Origin of the sequence: Sedimentibacter sp. MB31-C6 (assembly GCF_035934735.1) — a bacterium.
Lineage (GTDB): Bacteria > Bacillota > Clostridia > Tissierellales > Sedimentibacteraceae > Sedimentibacter.
In genome coordinates this window covers 1,473,808-1,492,753 of sequence record NZ_CP142396.1, presented here as the reverse complement: position 1 = coordinate 1,492,753, position 18,946 = coordinate 1,473,808, and the positions used below count along the sequence as shown (strand labels likewise).

Annotated in this window: 18 protein-coding genes, 1 tRNA gene, 1 riboswitch and 1 other annotated feature; of the genes, 5 read left to right on the top strand and 14 right to left on the bottom strand. The window is 29.1% G+C overall.

From position 1 onward, the window contains the following. Positions 1-57: 57 nt before the first annotated feature. The 7 genes from U8307_RS07110 to U8307_RS07080 form a co-directional block, all read right to left on the bottom strand. Positions 58-1,521 carry an S-layer homology domain-containing protein gene (locus tag U8307_RS07110; RefSeq protein WP_326911476.1) on the bottom strand — a complete coding sequence of 488 codons (1,464 nt, stop codon included), beginning with the start codon at positions 1,519-1,521 and terminating at the stop codon, positions 58-60. Positions 1,522-1,576: 55 nt separating this feature from the next. Further along, the gene (locus U8307_RS07105; RefSeq protein ID WP_326911474.1) at positions 1,577-3,277 is read right to left on the bottom strand and encodes a phospho-sugar mutase; all 1,701 of its coding nucleotides are present in this window, start codon (positions 3,275-3,277) and stop codon (positions 1,577-1,579) included. Positions 3,278-3,288: 11 nt separating this feature from the next. Next, the gene (gene galU, locus U8307_RS07100) at positions 3,289-4,155 is read right to left on the bottom strand and encodes a UTP--glucose-1-phosphate uridylyltransferase GalU (RefSeq protein WP_326911472.1); all 867 of its coding nucleotides are present in this window, start codon (positions 4,153-4,155) and stop codon (positions 3,289-3,291) included. Between the two features lie 76 nt (positions 4,156-4,231). Continuing rightward, positions 4,232-5,263 (bottom strand): rod shape-determining protein, encoded by a 1,032-nt coding sequence (locus tag U8307_RS07095; protein ID WP_326911469.1) that lies wholly within the window; start codon positions 5,261-5,263, stop codon positions 4,232-4,234. A gap of 143 nt (positions 5,264-5,406) precedes the next feature. Continuing rightward, entirely contained in the window at positions 5,407-6,561 is a 1,155-nt protein-coding gene (locus U8307_RS07090; protein WP_326911468.1) for a ribose-phosphate pyrophosphokinase, read from the bottom strand. Between the two features lie 224 nt (positions 6,562-6,785). Beyond that, positions 6,786-8,000 carry a hybrid sensor histidine kinase/response regulator gene (locus tag U8307_RS07085; protein ID WP_326911466.1) on the bottom strand — a complete coding sequence of 405 codons (1,215 nt, stop codon included), beginning with the start codon at positions 7,998-8,000 and terminating at the stop codon, positions 6,786-6,788. A 148-nt stretch (positions 8,001-8,148) separates the two neighbouring features. Next, positions 8,149-8,224: transfer RNA gene (locus U8307_RS07080), tRNA-Lys, on the bottom strand. 142 nt (positions 8,225-8,366) lie between these two features. Between U8307_RS07080 and U8307_RS07075 the strand changes: the two genes are divergently transcribed. Beyond that, positions 8,367-9,611: a pyridoxal phosphate-dependent aminotransferase gene (locus tag U8307_RS07075; RefSeq protein ID WP_326911464.1), complete on the top strand. Its 1,245-nt coding sequence runs from the start codon at positions 8,367-8,369 to the stop codon at positions 9,609-9,611. A 64-nt stretch (positions 9,612-9,675) separates the two neighbouring features. On the opposite strand, the gene U8307_RS07070 is transcribed toward U8307_RS07075, so the two are convergent. From U8307_RS07070 to U8307_RS07055, 4 genes are all read right to left on the bottom strand, one after another. Beyond that, complete coding sequence (locus U8307_RS07070; RefSeq protein WP_326911462.1) at positions 9,676-10,929, bottom strand: argininosuccinate synthase; 1,254 nt, start codon at positions 10,927-10,929, stop codon at positions 9,676-9,678. Between the two features lie 103 nt (positions 10,930-11,032). Further along, positions 11,033-11,244 (bottom strand) — a binding site (T-box leader). Positions 11,245-11,371: 127 nt separating this feature from the next. Continuing rightward, positions 11,372-12,316: a calcium/sodium antiporter gene (locus U8307_RS07065; RefSeq protein ID WP_326911460.1), complete on the bottom strand. Its 945-nt coding sequence runs from the start codon at positions 12,314-12,316 to the stop codon at positions 11,372-11,374. A gap of 340 nt (positions 12,317-12,656) precedes the next feature. Beyond that, complete coding sequence (gene thiT, locus U8307_RS07060) at positions 12,657-13,289, bottom strand: energy-coupled thiamine transporter ThiT (protein ID WP_326911458.1); 633 nt, start codon at positions 13,287-13,289, stop codon at positions 12,657-12,659. A 40-nt stretch (positions 13,290-13,329) separates the two neighbouring features. After that, positions 13,330-13,418: riboswitch (TPP riboswitch) on the bottom strand. Between the two features lie 84 nt (positions 13,419-13,502). Continuing rightward, the gene (locus tag U8307_RS07055) at positions 13,503-13,940 is read right to left on the bottom strand and encodes a hypothetical protein (protein WP_326911456.1); all 438 of its coding nucleotides are present in this window, start codon (positions 13,938-13,940) and stop codon (positions 13,503-13,505) included. Positions 13,941-14,168: 228 nt separating this feature from the next. Here U8307_RS07055 and U8307_RS07050 point away from each other — a divergent pair, with 228 nt between their 5' ends. The 3 genes from U8307_RS07050 to U8307_RS07040 are packed head-to-tail and all read left to right on the top strand — an operon-like array spanning position 14,169 to position 15,272. After that, on the top strand, positions 14,169-14,390 hold the full coding sequence (locus tag U8307_RS07050; RefSeq protein WP_326911454.1) for a spore coat associated protein CotJA: 222 nt from the start codon (positions 14,169-14,171) through the stop codon (positions 14,388-14,390). 3 nt (positions 14,391-14,393) lie between these two features. Continuing rightward, positions 14,394-14,693, top strand: a complete 300-nt coding sequence (locus U8307_RS07045; RefSeq protein WP_326911453.1) for a spore coat protein CotJB — start codon at positions 14,394-14,396, stop codon at positions 14,691-14,693. Between the two features lie 6 nt (positions 14,694-14,699). After that, positions 14,700-15,272, top strand: coding sequence for a manganese catalase family protein (locus U8307_RS07040; protein ID WP_326911450.1), 573 nt, complete (start codon positions 14,700-14,702; stop codon positions 15,270-15,272). A 33-nt stretch (positions 15,273-15,305) separates the two neighbouring features. Here U8307_RS07040 and U8307_RS07035 read toward each other — a convergent pair whose 3' ends face one another. The 3 genes from U8307_RS07035 to U8307_RS07025 form a co-directional block, all read right to left on the bottom strand. Continuing rightward, a complete protein-coding gene (locus U8307_RS07035; RefSeq protein WP_326911448.1) occupies positions 15,306-15,839 on the bottom strand; it encodes an ECF transporter S component in 534 nt (177 codons plus the stop codon). A 104-nt stretch (positions 15,840-15,943) separates the two neighbouring features. Beyond that, positions 15,944-16,381 carry a DUF1893 domain-containing protein gene (locus tag U8307_RS07030; RefSeq protein WP_326911446.1) on the bottom strand — a complete coding sequence of 146 codons (438 nt, stop codon included), beginning with the start codon at positions 16,379-16,381 and terminating at the stop codon, positions 15,944-15,946. Between the two features lie 137 nt (positions 16,382-16,518). Then, a complete protein-coding gene (locus U8307_RS07025; protein ID WP_326911444.1) occupies positions 16,519-17,535 on the bottom strand; it encodes an aldo/keto reductase in 1,017 nt (338 codons plus the stop codon). 251 nt (positions 17,536-17,786) lie between these two features. Between U8307_RS07025 and U8307_RS07020 the strand changes: the two genes are divergently transcribed. Then, positions 17,787-18,926, top strand: a complete 1,140-nt coding sequence (locus U8307_RS07020) for an AI-2E family transporter (protein ID WP_326911442.1) — start codon at positions 17,787-17,789, stop codon at positions 18,924-18,926. Positions 18,927-18,946 lie beyond the last annotated feature (20 nt).

Genomic DNA, 18,946 nt, shown 5'->3' with positions numbered 1-18,946 from the left:
AAATATTTAAGGGTATCATATGATTATAAATCATATGATACCCTTTTATGTCAAATTTTAATTATTTTCTAATTTATTAAGTATTTTAGTCATTACTGCTGCTGTTTCTGCTCTGCTCAAATACTCATTTGCTTGAAATTCGCCTGTGTTTTTACCTGTCATTAATCCAGAAGTATATGCTTTTTTAATGCTATCAACTTCTTCTTGACTTAATGTTGTTAAATCAGAAAAAACTTTATTTATATCAAGTGTTTCATATTTGCTATCTTCTTCGAAGATATTTGATAATATCAATGCTGCATCCATACGAGTTAATTTCTCCTGTGGATTAAAGTTTCCAGAACTTACTTTAACTAAACCAGTATCATAAATATCATAAATATAATTTAATGCCCAAGGATTAATTTTTTCTATGTCATCAAAAGGCAAATTTATTTCATTTTCAATCTCTTCTAATTCTGCTTTTTCTTCTTTATCTTTAGATAGATTCAATGTTTTGCTTAAGAATATACAGAATTCTTCCTTCGTTACTATTTCGTCTGGATTGAAACTTAAAGCTTCACTTACTATCCCTTTATTGTAAAGTTCCATTATATCTTTCCTTGCCCAATGGAATGCAATATCATCAAAAATATATCTGCCGTGTTCTATATCCCCTGTTCTTAAAAGCCAATTTCTTTCTATCCAGCCTTCTTTGTTATCATCTATTTTAACTTTATACCAATAATAACCATTTTCTAATACTGGCCCTTCTAAAACAACTCCAAGTTGGTTTAATTGCAAATCATGTATATATTTTCCACCTGGAACATCCCTAAGCTGATATGAATTTCTAACACCATCTGTTCTAACGTAGTCACCTTCTTCATACAAAATTATATGTCCAGAATTAGCTGAATAAGGTGTCGGTACTACTAAGGATCTGCTCGGTTTACCTGATTGTGGTAAATATGAAAAATCTATGTTATTTATTGTTTGATTATATTCGTCTTCACATACATCATAAATTAATTGCTGATATGTATATTTTTTTGCATAAGAAGACAACATGTGTGGATTATTACTTTGTGCCCATCCATTATAAGCCCATAATGCAAAATACCAATTTTCTAGAACATTTGGATCCATATTTCCTACACTTGATACAGATTTATAGGAACTCATACTCCACTTGTTAAGCAATACATCTGCACCTGCTTCAATATTGTATTTAATATCATATTTAAGTCTTTCACTGTCATATCCGCCATATCTGTTATTAATCTGCATAAGTCCTATACTTGTTCCACTTATTTTAGGACTTCCATCTGCATTATAATGTTCATATACAGATTCAACTCTTGCTATTGCTTTCAATAAAACTGAAGGAATAGCACGTTTAGTTGCAACCTCGTCAATCATTATTTCTATCTCTTCACGTGAAGGATTATAGTTATTAGCAAAAGCTAATGAATTTAAAACAAAAACAAATATAATACTAAAAATAAGTATTTTTTGGGTTGTGGTTTTCAATATTTTCATATCTACAGCCTCCCTATTTAGATTTTAATCAAATTTAAGTATATTAGTTATTGTATTAAATTTGATTAATTATGTTCGACATTTCTTCTTTAAAGCACTTTAATGCTTCTTTTGATTTTTCTTCATTTTCTCCCTTCACAGAAAAATAGATTTTCAATTTTGGTTCTGTCCCTGAAGGTCTAAGTACTAGCCATGATCCATCATCAAAGCAAAACTTAAGAACATCAGATTTTGGATAATTGAGTTTTTCTTTATTTTTATTTATAATATTATATGATAACCCAATTTTATAATCATTTATATAAGAAATACTTTTCTTAGCAAAAGTATTCATCTTATTCATTCTAAAAAAATCCATAATCTCTTTCATTTTATTTTGACCAGTAACTCCACCGAAGCTAAATGAAAGGGTTTCTTCTATATAATAACCAAACTCTTCATACAATTCTTGGAGCACATCTAATAGTAACTTACCTTTTGTATTGTAATATGCAGCCATTTCACAAATAAGCAAGGATGCAATAACAGCATCTTTGTCTCTTACAAATGTCCCTGCTAAATAACCATAACTTTCTTCATAACCAATCAAAAAGTTATACTTCCCAGACTCTTGAAAAGATTGCATTAACTCTGCAATATATTTAAACCCTGTCAACGTGTTAAAGGTTGTAATACTATATTTTGAAGCAATTTCTTTAGACAATTCACTTGTTACTATTGTCTTAACAAAAGCACCGTTCCTTGGCAAAGAATTCTTCTCTTTTAATGTATTCAAAATATAATTTAATAACAATGCTCCTGTCTGATTTCCATTTAAAGGAATATATTCATCATTGTTATTTTTTACTACTAGGCCAATTCTGTCACAGTCAGGATCAGTACCGATTATTATATCTGCCTTTGTCTTTTTTGCTATATCTATTGCAATTTCAAAGGAATCTATATCTTCAGGATTAGGCGATTTTATTGTTGAAAAATTAGGATCTGGGTTTTCCTGCTCTTTAACAATTGTTATATCCTTGTATCCTGTTTCCCTTAGCACCCTTCTTACTAACTTGTTTCCTGTACCATGTAATGGCGTATAAACAATCTTAATGCTTTTTTCTATATCTTTTCTTAAACTTAATTTTTTTATTTCATCAATATATAATGTATCTATATCACTACCTATAATTTTTATCATAGGATTATTATCAAAATATGTATTTTTTATATTCTTAATTTCAACTTTATTAATATTATTAATTATTTCATCAGCATATTTAACTACCTGTCCTCCAAATTCGTCGTATACTTTATAACCATTGTATTCTGGAGGATTATGACTAGCAGTTATAACAATTCCAGCTTTACATTTAAAGTGTCTAACAGCAAATGATAATTCAGGTGTTGGTCTCAAGCTTTCAAACAAATATACCTTAATATTATTAGCTGCAAAAACAGATGCTGTTTTTTTTGAAAACTCTGATGACATATGCCTAGAGTCAAAGGCTATTGCAATACTAATTTCATCATTTGAATATTTTTCATTTAAAAAATTAGAAATCCCCTGAGTTGCTTTTGCTACAGTTATTAAGTTTATGCGATTAGTACCAGCGCCTATTTTTCCACGCATTCCTCCAGTACCAAATTCTAAATCCTTATAAAATCTATCTTCAATCTCACCGTCATTATCTTCTATTGATTTTAGTTCATTTTTAATTGATGTATCTATATATGGGCTTTGCAACCATTCTTCGAGTTTCTCCCTATACATATTAGCACCCCTTATTTTAAGTTTAGTTTACTTAAATAGGATGAAAAGCTATCTTTTAAATCCTCTCTTTTTAGGGCAAAATCAACGGTAGCTTCCAAAAATCCTATTTTACTCCCAACATCATATCTGCGACCTTCAAATATATATGCATAAATATCTTGAATATTACTAAGTTCTTTTAACCCATCTGTAAGTTGAATTTCACCACCAACACCCTTTTTAGTATTCTCTAATACCGTAAAAATCTCTGGTGTAAGAATATATCTACCGAGTATTGCAATATTAGTTGGCGCTTTATCTCTATTAGGTTTCTCTATTAAATCCTTTACATTATATGTGTTATCATTAACTTTTTCCCCCGAAATTATGCCATATTTGTTAACATTATCCCAAGCTACTTCCTGTACCCCGATAATAGTTGAATTATATTTTTCGAAAACTTCTATCATTTGTTTTAAACATGGTTTTTTTGCATCAACAATATCATCTCCCAATAACACTGCAAATGGTTCATTACCTACAAAGGATTTTGCACAACAAACAGCATGCCCTAGACCCTTCGGATCTTTTTGTCTAACTGTATGTATATTTATCATTTTTGAAATGCTTCTTACTTGTTCAAGAAGCTCTTCCTTATTATTTTTTTCTAAATTATTTTCAAGTTCAACTGCTCTATCAAAATGTTCTTCAATAGAACCCTTATTTCTACCTGTTATAATTAACACATCTTCTATTCCAGAAGCAATTACTTCTTCAACTATATACTGAATCGTCGGTTTATCTACTATTGGAAGCATTTCTTTTGGAATCGATTTAGTAGCAGGTAAAAATCTAGTACCAAGACCTGCCGCTGGAATAACTGCTTTTTTTATTTTCATTTTTTTACCTCTGTATAAAAATAGTAAACAATAGATTAAACCTATTACTAGATAAACTCTATTGTTTGTAGTTTTTTTATGCTCTGTTGTAGTTTGTCCTAATCTCTTCAGTTAATAACGAATCCTTTAATGCATCCATGTGTTCTAATGATTTACCAGTACCTCGTGCAACACAAGAAACAGCATCATCAGAAATCGTTACATTCAAACCTGTTCTCTTTTCTATCAACTTGTCTAAACCATGAATTAAACATCCTCCACCAGTCATAACTATTCCCTTTTCACTTATATCTGCAGCAAGTTCAGGAGGAGTTTTTTCAAGAACAGAATGGACTGCATCAGCAATTGCCGTAGTAGTTTCTTCCAAAGCCTCTAACATGTCAGAAGATGAAATTGTCAGATTTACTGGAAGACCTGTAACCAAGTTTCTACCTCTAACTTCCATAAATTGTTCTTCTTCAACGGGAAATGCTGTACCTATTTTTATTTTCAAGTCTTCAGCACTTCTTAAACCTATCATAACATTATATCTTTTTCTTACATATCTCACAATTGCATCATCACATTTGTCTCCAGCAGTCTTAATAGATCTGCTAACAACAATGCCCCCTAGGGATATAACGGCAATATCAGTAGTTCCTCCACCCATATCTATAATCATATGTCCAGAAGGTTTTGTAATATCAAGTCCTGCTCCTATTGCTGCAGCCACTGGTTCTTCTATTAAAAATGTTTTTTTAGCACCTGCGTTATTGCTAGCCTCAAGTACAGCTCTTTTTTCAACCTCAGTAACACCACTTGGAACACATATGATAACTCTAGGTTTAATTAAAGAATTTCCTACTGCTTTTTTTATAAAATATTTTAGCATTTTTTCTGTAATGTCAAAATCAGAAATAACGCCATCCCTCAAAGGTCTAATTGCAACTATATTTCCTGGTGTACGACCAAGCATTTTTCTAGCTTCTTCTCCAACCTCTAGTATTTTATCGGTAGTAGTATCAATAGCTACAACTGAAGGTTCATTAATGACAATGCCTTTGTCTCTAATATATACTAAAATGCTGGCAGTACCAAGATCGATTCCAATATCCATTCTGAAACCCATGTATTACTCCTCCTGAAATATTCTTTAGTTTTTTATTTATATCATATTAGTACTTTTTAATATTAATAATTTAAAATTATATCATATATTATTATCAATATCAAATTATTGTTTAAATATGATATTTTTAAAGTAATTATTAACTATTGAAGAAGTTTCTTTATTTTCTGAACCGGATCTAACAATTCACTAAGTGAACCATCAAAATTTAATGTATCTATTATGTTTGCTATATATTTAGACATATCTACTTCTGTATACCATTCTTTGCTTTTTAGCTCAGGCATCCTGTAAACAAGGTTTGTTGTAAATATCCTAGTTATAATACCATCATTATATGCTTTATCGAATTTATTAAGTCCTTCTGTAAATAATCCAAAAGCAGAAAATATATATACATTTTTTGCTTTTTTTTCTTTTAATTTTTTAGCTACATCAAGCATAGAATCTCCAGATGCAATCATATCGTCAACTACTATTACATCCTTTCCTTCCACATTATCTCCTAAAAATTCATGACTTATAACCGGATTCTTACCGTTTATAACCACGGAATAATCCCTTCTTTTATAAAACATACCAAGATCAAGTTCCAATACTGAAGAATAATACATGCATCTTGACATTCCACCTTCATCAGGAGAAATTATCATTAAATGTTCTCTATCTATAATAGCATTAGGTACTGTTTTTACAAATGATTTTATCATTTGATAATGAGGATGAAAATCTTCAAATCCATGAAGAGGAATAGCATTCTGTACTCTTGGATCATGTATGTCAAAGGAAATAATATTTTCTACTCCCATTGCAGTCAATTCTTGAAGAGCTATTGCACAATCTAATGATTCTCTAGTTGCTCTTTTATGTTGTCTGCCCTCGTATAACATAGGCATAATAACTGTAATCCTTTTAGCTTTTCCATTCATTGCAGCAATAATTCTCTTTAAATCTTGAAAGTGGTCATCAGGACTCATGGGTACATCCATTCCATACATATTAAATGTTACACCATAATTAAATACATCTGATATTATAAAAATATCATGACCTCTTACTGTCTCATTAATAACTCCCTTTGCCTCACCAGATCCAAATCTCGGACATACTGTATCAAGTAAAAAGGTTTTTATTGGATTAGATGCTTCATCATAAATGATGCAGTTTTCGTCTTGTCTCCACTCCTTTAAATAATAATCTATCCTAGAAGCTATTTCTTCGCACCCTTTCATAGCTACTATTGATAAATTTCCAAAAGGCTTTAGCTCAATATAGCCGTGCATTTCGCTAATATTCATTATTTCCTCCTATTTTATGTTAAACAAGTTAATTATATTGTAACCATTTTTCCTTTACATTCTATCAAATATTTAAAATTTGTCAAAAAAAAGTACCCAAAAAAATATTAAGTTATTTTAATAAAAAATCTCTATAGCCAATAAATTACTATTTCACTATAGAGAATTATAATTTTTTCGCACAGTTTCAACAATGCGAGAGATGTGTACATTATCTTAATTTATTATAAATATAATTTAGCTATTTGTGTGGATAATTCTGTAAATGTAAAAGGCTTTTCTACTACTATATATCCTTTTTTTATTAGTTCTTCATATTCAGCTTGTCCACTAAACCCAGAAATGAAAATTGCTACTGCTTCCTTATCTATTTTCTGTAATTCTTCATATAATTCATTTCCGTTCATATCTGGCATTATTATATCAAGAACAACAAAAGCAATTTTATTATGTTCCTTTCTATAATATTCTAATGCATTGATGGGATTGTTAAACTTCTCTACATCATAACCTAAATCTTCAAGGAGTTCTCCTTCAATTTCCAAAACATTAAGATCATCATCTACAAGCATAATTAAATTATTAGTTATTTCCTTTTGATTACTACTAATTTGTTTAATATCTTCGATAACTGGTAGATATATTTCAAAAACAGTGCCACATGATAATTCACTTTTTACATTTATATAACCAGAATGTGATTTAACTGTACCAAATACCACCGATAAGCCAAGTCCAGTTCCCTTAGTTTTATTTTTTGTAGTGAAGTAAGGCTCAAACAATTTATTAAATGTTTCTTCATCAATACCTATACCATTATCTTCTATACAAACTTTAATATATTGGCCTGGTTTAATAGTCTCTCCATGAGTTAAATCAACATCAGAATAAATTACCGAATCTTCTGTATATATTTTAATATTACCTACATTACCATCTAATGCATCTCTTGCATTTATGATTAAATTAACTATCATGTTTTCAATTTGTACATCATTACCCATAATCATTTTATTATTTGCATTATAACTATATGTAAAGTCAATTGTTTTATCAACAATAGACTCTACCATATTATAAGTATTGTCTAAAACACATTTTAGATCTATGGATTCATTTATACTACTTCCCTTTTTAGAGAAAAGTAGAATTTTTTTAGTTAGTTTAGCCGCACTTTGAGAAATGTGAATTATTCTTTCAGCATATTCTTTAATTTTCTCAATGTCTTCAGTCTTTTGTATCATTGTAGCATTTCCAATTATACTCATCAATTGATTATTAAAATCATGAGCAATTCCTCCTGCAAGCTGGCCAAGAGCCTCCATTTTTTCCCTTTGTTTCTCGGCATAGATTGTTTGTTCATACTTTTTTAAGCATTCTTCTGTTTCTTCTTGAGTAGCTATGCAACCCGACTCATAGTATTCATTTTTAGTTACCATTATATCCCCTTTACTTTTATTTATAAAATCAATCTTATACAATATACACTGTTCTTTTTAAGAATTTTGTAGAATTTTGTTATAAAAATAAAAAAAATAAAAAAACAATACCCAACGTCGCTAAGATCGTCAAGTATTGTTTTGTCAATGGTGATCCATCGGCGATTCGAACGCCGGACACCTTGATTAAAAGTCAAGTGCTCTGCCTGCTGAGCTAATGGATCCTAGCTTTAAAATACTAACTTTCTTATAATAACCCTCAATTATTATATTGTCAATAGTTAATTTTATTTTTTTGAATTCTTTCTATAGTTGACTTATATTTTTCTAAATGTTAAAATTAATAAAAAACAAAGAGGTGGTTTTATGACTATTAAAATGGTTGCTGATCATGCTGTTTGGCCTAAAGCAAATGATGCAATTTTCGGACTTGCAGCAAAAGCAAAAGATGCAATAGCTAAATATGGTAAAGAAAATGTTATTGATTCTACTCTTGGAGCTTTAGTAGATGACGATGGAAACCTTATTTGCATGGATACGGTATATAATGAACTAAAGTCCTTGCCAAATGCTGATATAGCAGCCTATGCACAAGTTGCAGGACAACCGGATTATTTAAAAGCTGTTCAGGATGCATGCTTTAAGGAATATAAGCCTAATGCTCATATAAGAGCCGTTGCTACACCTGGAGGTACAGGGTCAATAAGACATGCAATATGGAATTATACAAATCCTGGTGATTCTATATTAGTCTGTGATTGGTTTTGGGCACCTTATGTAACAATTTCAGAAGAATTTGGAAGAACTGTAACAAACTATAAGCTCTTTAATGAAAAGGGAGAGTTTAATATTGATTCATATAAAGAAAATTTTGAAGCATTATTGAATAAACAAAAGAGATTAGTTACAGTCATAAATACACCAGCTAATAATCCTACAGGTTACAGTCTTTCTGATGAAGAGTGGGAACAGGTATTAGATATAGCTAAGGATAATGCTAAAGATAAAGAAAATAAAATTATAATTGTAGTTGATGTTGCCTATATTGATTATGCAGGAGTAGGTTCAGAAAGAAGAAAATTTTTCTCCAAATTTTCAAATCTGCCAGAAAATATATTTGTTATAGTTGGTTATAGTATGTCTAAAGGATTTACAATGTATGGTATGAGATCTGGTGCAGCTATAGGTATTTCATCAAATGAGGATTTAGCAGAAGAATTTTATTATTCATGTATGCATGCTAATAGAGCTAACTGGTCTAACGGAACAAGAGCTGCAATGTCAATTATGACTAATATATATAATGATCCATCTAAATTAAAGGCATATGAAAATGAAGTTAATAAATATAAAGATATGCTCAGAAAGCGTGCAAATGCTTTTGTTAAGGGATCTAAAGATGTAGATTTAGAAATATTACCATATAGAGATGGATTCTTTGTAAGTATTCCTTGTGAAAATGCAAAAAAGGCTTCTGATGAATTAATAAAGGAAAAAATATTTGTTGTTGCTTTGAAAAAAGGATTAAGATTTGCAGTATGTGCTGTTTCAGAGGAAAAGTGTGCAGTAGCACCGGCAGCAATAAAAAAAGTGTTAGATAATTTAAAATAACAATTAAAATATAACAGTCAACAGAAAGCCACTACCTTTTATGGTAGTGGCTTAAATCTTAGTATTATTCTTTAAAGCTATAAGTTACTTTAATTGAATTCTTTTGATTATTATTCATTTCATTTAAGGCTTGTATTTTGTAAGGAAGGCTGTATAAATTAATAAACCCACCTGCATCTTTTTGATCATATAAATCACCTGTGCTAAACGAAGAAATTGATTCATTATATAATGCATTTTCTGAAATCATACCTGCAAACTTTATATTACCTTTATATAATTTTAATTTAACTGATCCAGTAACATTTTTTTGAGTTGAATTAACAAATGAATCAAATGCATCTTTTAATCCACTAAACCACATAGCATTATATACAAGTTCTGCATATTTTTGACTTATAATATCTTTAAAATGTGCTTCTTCTTTTTCTAAAACAAAACTCTCAAGATATTTATGAGCCTCTAACAATATAGTTCCTCCTGGTGTTTCATAAATTCCTCTTGATTTCATACCAACAAGTCTATTTTCAAGAAGATCAATAACACCAATTCCATGTTTTCCACCTATTTTATTTAAAGACTTCATCATTTCTTCACCATTTAATTTTTTACCGTTTAACTTAATAGGTACGCCAGCTTCAAATTCAATTTCTATAGATTCAGCTAAGTCAGGTGCCTTTTCAACTGTATTAGTCATAACTAAAAGTTCATCAAAGTCCGGTTCGTTTTCTGGATCTTCTAGCATACCTCCTTCATGACTTATATGAAGAATATTTTGATCCCTAGAATATATTTTTTCTTTTGATATACCATTAAGATCTATATTTTTTGATTCCGCATAATCTATTGCTTCCTCTCTTGAAGTTATATCCCATATTCTCCAAGGAGCAATTATTTTAATAGTTGGATCTAAGGAAGCTATAGCCACTTCTAAACGAACTTGATCATTTCCTTTTCCTGTACATCCATGAGCTATATATTTAGCTTTTTCCTTATGAGCTGTTTCAACAAGTTTTTTCGCTATTAAAGGTCTTGCATAAGCTGTCCCTAACAGATACTTTCCTTCATAAACTGCATTTGCTTTAATACCATTATATACATACTCTTCAACGAACTCATTTACTACATTTTCTATATAAACTTTACTTGCCCCTGATGATAAAGCTTTTTTCTTAACTTCAGTCATATCATCGTCTTGACCTACATTGACACAGCAAGCTATAATATCCAAATTATTATAATTATCCTTTATCCAAGGAATTATTATTGATGTGTCTAAACCTCCAGAATATGCTAATACTACTTTTTCCTTAACCATTTGATTTCCTCCAATATTTTGATTTATACTAATAAATTAATGAATATATATTCAAACATTGCATTTAATTGCTTCTATTTTAAAACATAAAAAAACTGCTTAATAAAGAGGCAGTTTTTACACCGCGGTACCACTCTTTTTTAAAGCAGTCGCTTTGACTTTTTCATATTAACGGTATTTAACCGTATTCTCATACTGCTAATTCTGAGAATCTCTTCATGGATTCTTTTCGATTAAAATTCACTGCCAAACTCACACTCTACTTTGACTCGCTGAAAGCTTCCTATAATTTACTGTCCCATTCATTAAATTATTCATTATTTATTATTTTTATACAATTATATTCCTCAATTTTAAATTTGTCAATAGTTTTTTTAACTTTTTTCATGTTTTTAAATAATAATTCATATGAAATATATGGTAGCTTGGAATATCAACTAATTCAAACTATTTGTACTATATAGGTAATATACGAAATATAAATTGAAAGTAATATATATCCTTGTAATTTAGAAACACGTTTTATGAATAATGATGGTACTACTAATAAAATACACAATAACAAAGAAACAGGTAAATCAAGTGTAAGATTCTGTGGTATAATTATTAAATCAGAAAACATACCCGAAGTACCTATAACTAATGATATGTTTAATATGTTTGCTCCTATTATGTTACCAAGTCCTATTTCTTCATTTCCTTTTAATAAAGATGTAATCACAGTTACTAACTCTGGAAGTGAAGTTCCCATAGCTATTATGGTTAAACTTATAACGGCAGTAGGAACTTTTAAGTATTCTGCTATTTTTACACCATTATGTACAACTAAATTTGAACCTACCATTATTAATATTAGCCCTAAAATGAAAATAATAATTATTTTTCTCATATCTATACTATTTTTATTAGTATTTTTGCTAATCATTTTTATCTTAGTACCATCTGCTATGCTTTTTACATTATTGTACAAATAAAACAACATAAGTCCTAATAAAATAATTGCTTCAAATTCTTTTATTATTCCATCTATGGAACATGTTATCAATATTATTATATAAGAAATTAATGTTATGGATTTTAGCTTAAAATGTTCATCTTTAATAACTATATTTCCTAAAATTGATGAAATAGCTAAAACAAATCCAGTATTGCAAATTATTGAGCCTATTGCATTACCTACTGACATAGTAGTTTCTCCATGAATTGCCGCAGTAGATGAAACTATCAATTCTGGCAATGTAGTTGCCATACTAACAATTGTAGCTCCTACTAATACCTGTGAAAGCCCTAAATACCTTGATAATTTTACAGATGAATCTACAAAAATGTCACCACCCCTTACTAAAAAAAATATTCCTACTAAGAATAACATTGCTGATAATAACATAAATACCTCCATAATATGTACAACTACTTATTATAGAAATATGTCATTTATATAAAATAATGATTCTTTTAAAAAATAATATTTAGAAAATTTATAGTAAATATAGTATAATATTAATATTATTTATTACCTAAGTAAAAGAAACAATCTAAACTATTTAAACATATAAGTAGGAGGAATTATGATTAAGGTGGTTTCAAAAAGTATATTTTATGAAGATAAAATTGATAGTGCAATAAATCTTTATAAAGAATTATCAGAAAAATCCTTCATTATCGTTCAGGATGACATTTAGGGGACGCAAATTATATGCGTCCCGCAGTATGCATATCCTACATTTTTAATCGTTTATTTTAAACCTATCAAACAACTGTCTTAGCTGAGGTACTAATAAAATTATTACTGTAATTGCTGCTTCTGGCAAAATATAAGTCATATTATAAAATAAAGACCAGGATACTGCATTAAAGCCTTCTGCTGCATACATTCCCCAAAATACAATTCCAGATATAACAACTACAATATATCTTCCTATAACTCCTAAAATATATCCTTTTATTATTCCAAAACTTTGACTTCTAAGCATTCCTCCGATACCTATGGCGCCAAATGCAAGAGGATAATCCATAAATATCTGAATTGGATGAATAACACTTGGATTAATAATTAAATCTAGTAAGCCATATGCCATGCCTGCTAAAATCCCCTGTCTTGCTCCAAATAAGTAGCTTACTAAAAACAAAGCAAGCATTCCAAATGCTGTAATAGATCCTCCTTGTGGCATTCTAAACAATGTTATCTGATTTAATACAAAAGTAAGTCCTATAAGGATTGCTGTTTTAACCATGATAGATACATTGTTCTTTTTACCGCTAATTCTCATTATTAATATTAATAATAAAAATATTACTACTACGGTTGTAATCTGTCCTGGGACAGATTCAAAAAATGATTGTAATACTTCTTCTGACATAAAAAACCTCCCTATTTTCGCGGGAGGGGGCTTACTATTGCTACTTTTACGATCGTCTTCCTTTCGCCGGTACTAACCGGATCAAGTTATGAGGGTAATTCTCAGCTTTAAGCTCCCCTAGCGAATATTCTTATTTAATTCAAAAGAATTATATCATATTATCATGGATAACTCAATGTATTTAATTATTTAATTGTATTTAAATAAGGTGTTTTATAAAAACTTCTTTAATCTGTCTATATTGTCCTGCTCCAACTTTATAAATCTATCTGCAAGGTTTTTTATTTCATTATCTGCATTATTATATGCATTTAAGCTTTTAGAAATACCTGTAACTCCCATTGTATTGCCTTTAATCATCATATCGGCTATATGGGAAGGATTACTATTAATAAATGTATTTATACCAATGCTCATTTTTGCACTTAACTTATTTAATGTTGAAATGTCTTTAGGTTCATTATTTCTTCTAAGCATTTCTGAATAAGCCTCATTGGCTATTTCTTCATAACTTCTAAGTTGATATTTTAACTCATCGTAAATATTGTTGTCTGTAACTTTTGTTAGTATATTGTTTATTGTTTGAACCCCCATTTTTGCACCACGATAAATTTCAGATAAAAATTCTACAGTATTTTGACTATTATCCATTGTTACCTTAATTACCTCCAACTATTTTTTTATATTATTTGTAAAACAAATTAATTTAACCATGAAAAATTAATTTTCTAAAAAAGTTTCTATTACATTACTACTCACCATACTCATATATTTAATATTTAAAGGTACATTTTTGAATATAATCGAATAATATATATAAACATTATATAGTTTTGTAAGTGCTTTTTTTAAAGTGAAATATAACAGAAAGGAATGAATATGATAATGTTTAGAAATGATAGAAATAATGGATATTATGAAAGAGAAAGTTATGATCCTTTAGTTCCTTATATGCCTAGGGACCCAAAGGTTGGATATGGATATGTTCCTTACCAGGTTAACCCAAAATATTATAGTGATTTAGCAGAAGCTCATTATTATGGAACGATATATCCAGAATTGGTAACTCCATATTTACAATATATAAGTAGAGAGGTGTAATAAATGAATTGCAATAATAGAAATCAAGTTTTAAGTGAACAACAAGCTATGCTCCAAAACTTACAGCAATTACAATTTGCAGTTAACGACCTAGCTCTTTTTCTAGACACTCATCCAAATGATCCAGTTGCATTATATAGACACAAACAATACAGCACGCAGTTAAAACAGCTTAAAGATATCTACGAAAATCAATATGGACCTTTATGTCTTTACAGTGTTGAAAGAGGAGACTCCTGGCGTTATATTGATGGGCCATGGCCATGGGATACTAGATATGATATGAATAGAAAGGATTGGTAATTAGTTATGTTTATGTATGAAAAGAAATTACAATACCCTGTAAGGGTAACTAATAGAGATGTCAATATGGCTAAAGCAGTTTTAAACCAATATGGTGGACCCGATGGAGAATTAAGTGCAAGTATGAATTATTTAACTCAAAGGTTTAGTATGCCTTTAAATGCGACTAAAGCACTATTAACTGATATTGGTACTGAAGAACTCGGTCATATGGAAATGGTTGCAACATTATTTAAAAAGTTAATAGAAGGAGCTAGCAAAGACGAATTAATAGCTGCTGGCATGGGTGGATATTATGCTAATCATGAAACTTGCCCATTCTTATTAGATTCAGAAGGTGAACATTGGGAATCTAAGTATACTCAAGCGAAAGGAGATCCAATAGCAGATTTATACAACGACCTTGCAGCAGAACAAAAAGCAAGGGTAACCTATGAAAATCTAATTGCTTTAACAGATGATCCACTTGTAAAAGACACGTTAAGATTTTTGCGGGAAAGAGAAGTAGTTCACTTCCAAAGATTTGGCGAAGGTTTAAGATTAGTTGAAGAATATACTGGTAGCAAGAGATTTTATTAAAAATAATGCCTATGACTCCATAGGCATTATCTTTTAAACATTTGCTGATGTTTTTTTCATGTAAACTTTTATTGCATAAATTATCGGAGGAATAAATATTAACTGTATAATAATTCCTGGTAATCCTATAATTATAGCGCTCTTGACAAACATTAAAGCATTTAATTTTACACCAAATAATTGTACTAACACAGCAACCGTTAATCCAGCTATAACCCTTCCTGATAACATAGCCATTATTAAAGAAGGTATTAGAGGTAATTTTAATTTTCTTGTAGCTAAAGATGATATAAAACCATAGGTACCCAATTCAAATGCCATTATAACAGCCATAGGAAACATAACAGGCATTCCTGTCAATAATCCACTTATTATCGGTGTAATAATTCCTAATAATAATGCTAACTGTGGTGATAATAAAAAACCAGCTATTAAAACAGGTATGTGCATAGGTAAAACAATTGAACCCACCATTCCAAACATATGAAATATCATTGGTAGTATTATACCACTTGCAAGCAATAATCCACTTAATACTAATTCCTTTGTTGTAATTTTACTGTTCATATTTATTTCCTCCTTAACAATAAAAAATAACCCTAAAAGTTTCTTACTCCTTAAAACCTTCATGGTTATTTTTCTTCTAATATTTTATTATTTTAGTTTCATTATTAACGTTCTGACGATTTCTGTATTTTTTCTAAGAATTCAGATATTCCTTTTAACAACTCATCTATGTTATTTACCTCATGTGATATTGTTTCTACCGGACACATCCCAGTTTTGTCTCTATTTTTAATAAAAGGGGTACGTTCATCATACTCATATATTATATTAGTATCTTTCAATATGTTAACAGCATTGTCAGAAATCAATTTTGTTTTTAGCTGTTTTATTTTTGCATGAACACAAAGCATAGATGCTGCTTTTCCAGTTACCCTATCAGCAACGCTTGAACCTTCAAGTTCACTTTTAAGCTCTTCAAGAGCTATATACAAGGGCTTAATCCCTTTTTCGTTGCTTGTAAAAAGAATGCTACCATCCTTAACTATTACCAATGAAAGCCTTTCCTTTTCAAGAAATTTAGCAGCTATTTCAATATCTACCATTAAATATACTCCTCATACGTAAAACTCATCATACAAATATAAATTACAAAATCTTTCATAAGTTTATAACATTATAACTTTCTTGTAAAGTATTTTTTATTATTTTTTGTAATTTAGTAAATATTACTACTAAATTATTATAAATTTTCAAATGTTTTTACAGCATGTTTTAATTTTTCTACTATAGGCAAATTATACGGACATTTTTTTTCACATTTACGGCAACGTACACAAGCATCTGCTTTAACAGGTAATGTTTCATATCTGCTTTTACCGTATTCTTCTAAATTGTATCTTGTAACATATCCTTCAAAAATAAATACATTTGGTATGTCAATTCCTTCTGGACATGGCTTACAATAACCACATCTTCGGCAGAATTCATTACCAAGATCCTCTATTTCTTTTTTAATTTCTTTCTTTTCTTCTTCAGTTAAAGGTGATATTTTTTCTCCTATTGAAGCATTTTTTGATACCTGTTCTACTGAATCCATCCCAGGTATTGCAACAGTTATTAAATCACTATTTATTATATATTTCAAAGAAAGATCAGGTTTACCAAACGCACCTCCTGCTATTGGCTTCATTGCAATTGTTCCCATTCCTTTATTAAGTGCTTTAATAAACAACTCTTCTCCTTGAGATTCAACTGGATTAAATGGGAATTGAATTGTTTCAAATTCATCATTTTCTATTGCTTCTAATAGTATCTCTCTAATATGGCCTGTAATACCGATATGCTTTATTAAACCTTCTTCTTTCGCTTCAATTAAAGCCTTTAGTGCACCATTTTCTGACAATATAGAATCTAATTGCTCTTTTTTGCTTACATTGTGAACTTGATATAAATCTATATAATCTATATTCATTGTTTTTAAACTTTCTTCTATAGATTGCTTCATTGATTCATAGGTATAACTCATAGCTTTAGTTGCTATATAAAAGTTTTCTCTACCCACAACCTTCAAAGCATTTCCAATATATCCTTCACTTATTGTATATCCTCTTGCAGTATCTATAAAATTAATTCCTTTATTTTTACATTCTAAAATGATTTTTGTAGCTTCATCTTGATTAACTCTTTGAATTGGTATTCCTCCAAAACCAATAACAGACACTTTCATTCCTGTATTTCCCAATAATTTCTTTTCCATTTATCAGACTACTTCCTTCCTATCAATATTTATTAATATTATATAATAGATATCATATTGAGTCAATCTTCGTAAAAATAGATATTCTTGACAAAAGAATCACCCCATAATTTAATTATGGGGTATATGTGTTTTGGAAGAAGATTGAAAAAGTATTATCTACTATAGTTATTTCCTTATTCCTTTGATTTATTCATATATTTATTTTTATTTAATAAAATTGAATAAGTAGAAATTCAGTTGGTGATATAATGAGAAGAAGAAATTTAATAATTTTAATCCCTATTTTTATATTATATATATTAATTTTTAGATTCATTTATTTAGAGGATGGTTTATCAACTATACTTTCTGTTTGTATACCTATTTTTTTAGGATTATTTTTAGCAACTATACTAAATCCTATATTAGTTTTTTTACAAAATAATATTGGTATTCAAAGCAGGTGCTTCGCTGTACTGTTAACTTACACAATATTCTTTGGTGTTATTTCATTAGTTATAGTTATTATTACACCTAGCATAGTTGATAGTATATCTCAACTATTAAAAGATATACCTAAATTATTTTATGTTGCTAATAACTTTCTTCTAAACTTAAGTGAAGAATATGCTTTTTTAGAAGGTACTGATACGTTATATAATTTACTTTTAAAATATTTATATGACTTTTCTCAAAGATTTTCATCTGTGTTATCTGCATTTTTAAACTTTGCTATAGACAAGGTTATAAATGTTATTATAGCTGTTGGTAATTTACTTCTTGCAACTATTATTTCAATATATATACTGATAGATAAAGAAAACTTAGAAAAATGGATATCTAATTTATGTTACAGCATTTTTGAAAGAAAAAATGCTAAGGAAATAATAAAATATGGATATAGTTTATATAATAATATTTCTAATTTTATTGTAGCAAAATTAATAGACTCTTCTATAACTGGTGTAATGATATTCATTGGCTCAAAATATATTATTAAGACCCCCTATCCTATAATTGATGGTATAATAATTGGAACAACAAATATAATTCCTTACTTCGGTTCATTTATAGGTGCTATACCAATTGTCCTAATTAATTCTTTATATAATCATCATAAAGGTTTTTTAATATTAATAATGATACTTATAGTACAAGAAATAGATGGACTTATAATTGGCCCTAAAATAATGAGTAATAAACTTTCAATTAAACCAGTTATAGTAATTATATCTTTAATACTAGGTGGTGGTTTATTCGGTCCTATGGGATTATTACTGGCAACTCCCGTTGCTGCACTTATTAAAACTTCTATAGATGCCTATATTAAATATCAATTATCTGCAAAAAAAATAATAAAATCAACAATTGTGGATAAAGCTGTTGACAACTGCCTAAAAAAGCTATAAATTTGTGTATAACTTAAATT

Excerpts from the sequence above, each read along its gene's own strand:
- U8307_RS07025 (WP_326911444.1), bottom strand. The coding sequence starts at position 17,535 with ATGGAAAAGAAATTATTGGGAAATACAGGAATGAAAGTGTCTGTTATT.
- U8307_RS07095 (WP_326911469.1), bottom strand. The coding sequence starts at position 5,263 with ATGGGTTTCAGAATGGATATTGGAATCGATCTTGGTACTGCCAGCATT.
- U8307_RS07085 (WP_326911466.1), bottom strand. The coding sequence starts at position 8,000 with ATGGTAACTAAAAATGAATACTATGAGTCGGGTTGCATAGCTACTCAA.
- thiT (WP_326911458.1), bottom strand. The coding sequence starts at position 13,289 with ATGTCAGAAGAAGTATTACAATCATTTTTTGAATCTGTCCCAGGACAG.
- U8307_RS07045 (WP_326911453.1), top strand. The coding sequence starts at position 14,394 with ATGAATTGCAATAATAGAAATCAAGTTTTAAGTGAACAACAAGCTATG.
- U8307_RS07070 (WP_326911462.1), bottom strand. The coding sequence starts at position 10,929 with ATGGTTAAGGAAAAAGTAGTATTAGCATATTCTGGAGGTTTAGACACA.
- galU (WP_326911472.1), bottom strand. The coding sequence starts at position 4,155 with ATGAAAATAAAAAAAGCAGTTATTCCAGCGGCAGGTCTTGGTACTAGA.
- U8307_RS07065 (WP_326911460.1), bottom strand. The coding sequence starts at position 12,316 with ATGTTATTATCAGCAATGTTATTCTTAGTAGGAATATTTTTTTTAGTA.
- U8307_RS07055 (WP_326911456.1), bottom strand. The coding sequence starts at position 13,940 with ATGGATAATAGTCAAAATACTGTAGAATTTTTATCTGAAATTTATCGT.
- U8307_RS07035 (WP_326911448.1), bottom strand. The coding sequence starts at position 15,839 with ATGAACAGTAAAATTACAACAAAGGAATTAGTATTAAGTGGATTATTG.
- U8307_RS07040 (WP_326911450.1), top strand. The coding sequence starts at position 14,700 with ATGTTTATGTATGAAAAGAAATTACAATACCCTGTAAGGGTAACTAAT.
- U8307_RS07110 (WP_326911476.1), bottom strand. The coding sequence starts at position 1,521 with ATGAAAATATTGAAAACCACAACCCAAAAAATACTTATTTTTAGTATT.
- U8307_RS07030 (WP_326911446.1), bottom strand. The coding sequence starts at position 16,381 with ATGGTAGATATTGAAATAGCTGCTAAATTTCTTGAAAAGGAAAGGCTT.
- U8307_RS07105 (WP_326911474.1), bottom strand. The coding sequence starts at position 3,277 with ATGTATAGGGAGAAACTCGAAGAATGGTTGCAAAGCCCATATATAGAT.
- U8307_RS07090 (WP_326911468.1), bottom strand. The coding sequence starts at position 6,561 with ATGAATATTAGCGAAATGCACGGCTATATTGAGCTAAAGCCTTTTGGA.
- U8307_RS07050 (WP_326911454.1), top strand. The coding sequence starts at position 14,169 with ATGATAATGTTTAGAAATGATAGAAATAATGGATATTATGAAAGAGAA.
- U8307_RS07020 (WP_326911442.1), top strand. The coding sequence starts at position 17,787 with ATGAGAAGAAGAAATTTAATAATTTTAATCCCTATTTTTATATTATAT.
- U8307_RS07075 (WP_326911464.1), top strand. The coding sequence starts at position 8,367 with ATGACTATTAAAATGGTTGCTGATCATGCTGTTTGGCCTAAAGCAAAT.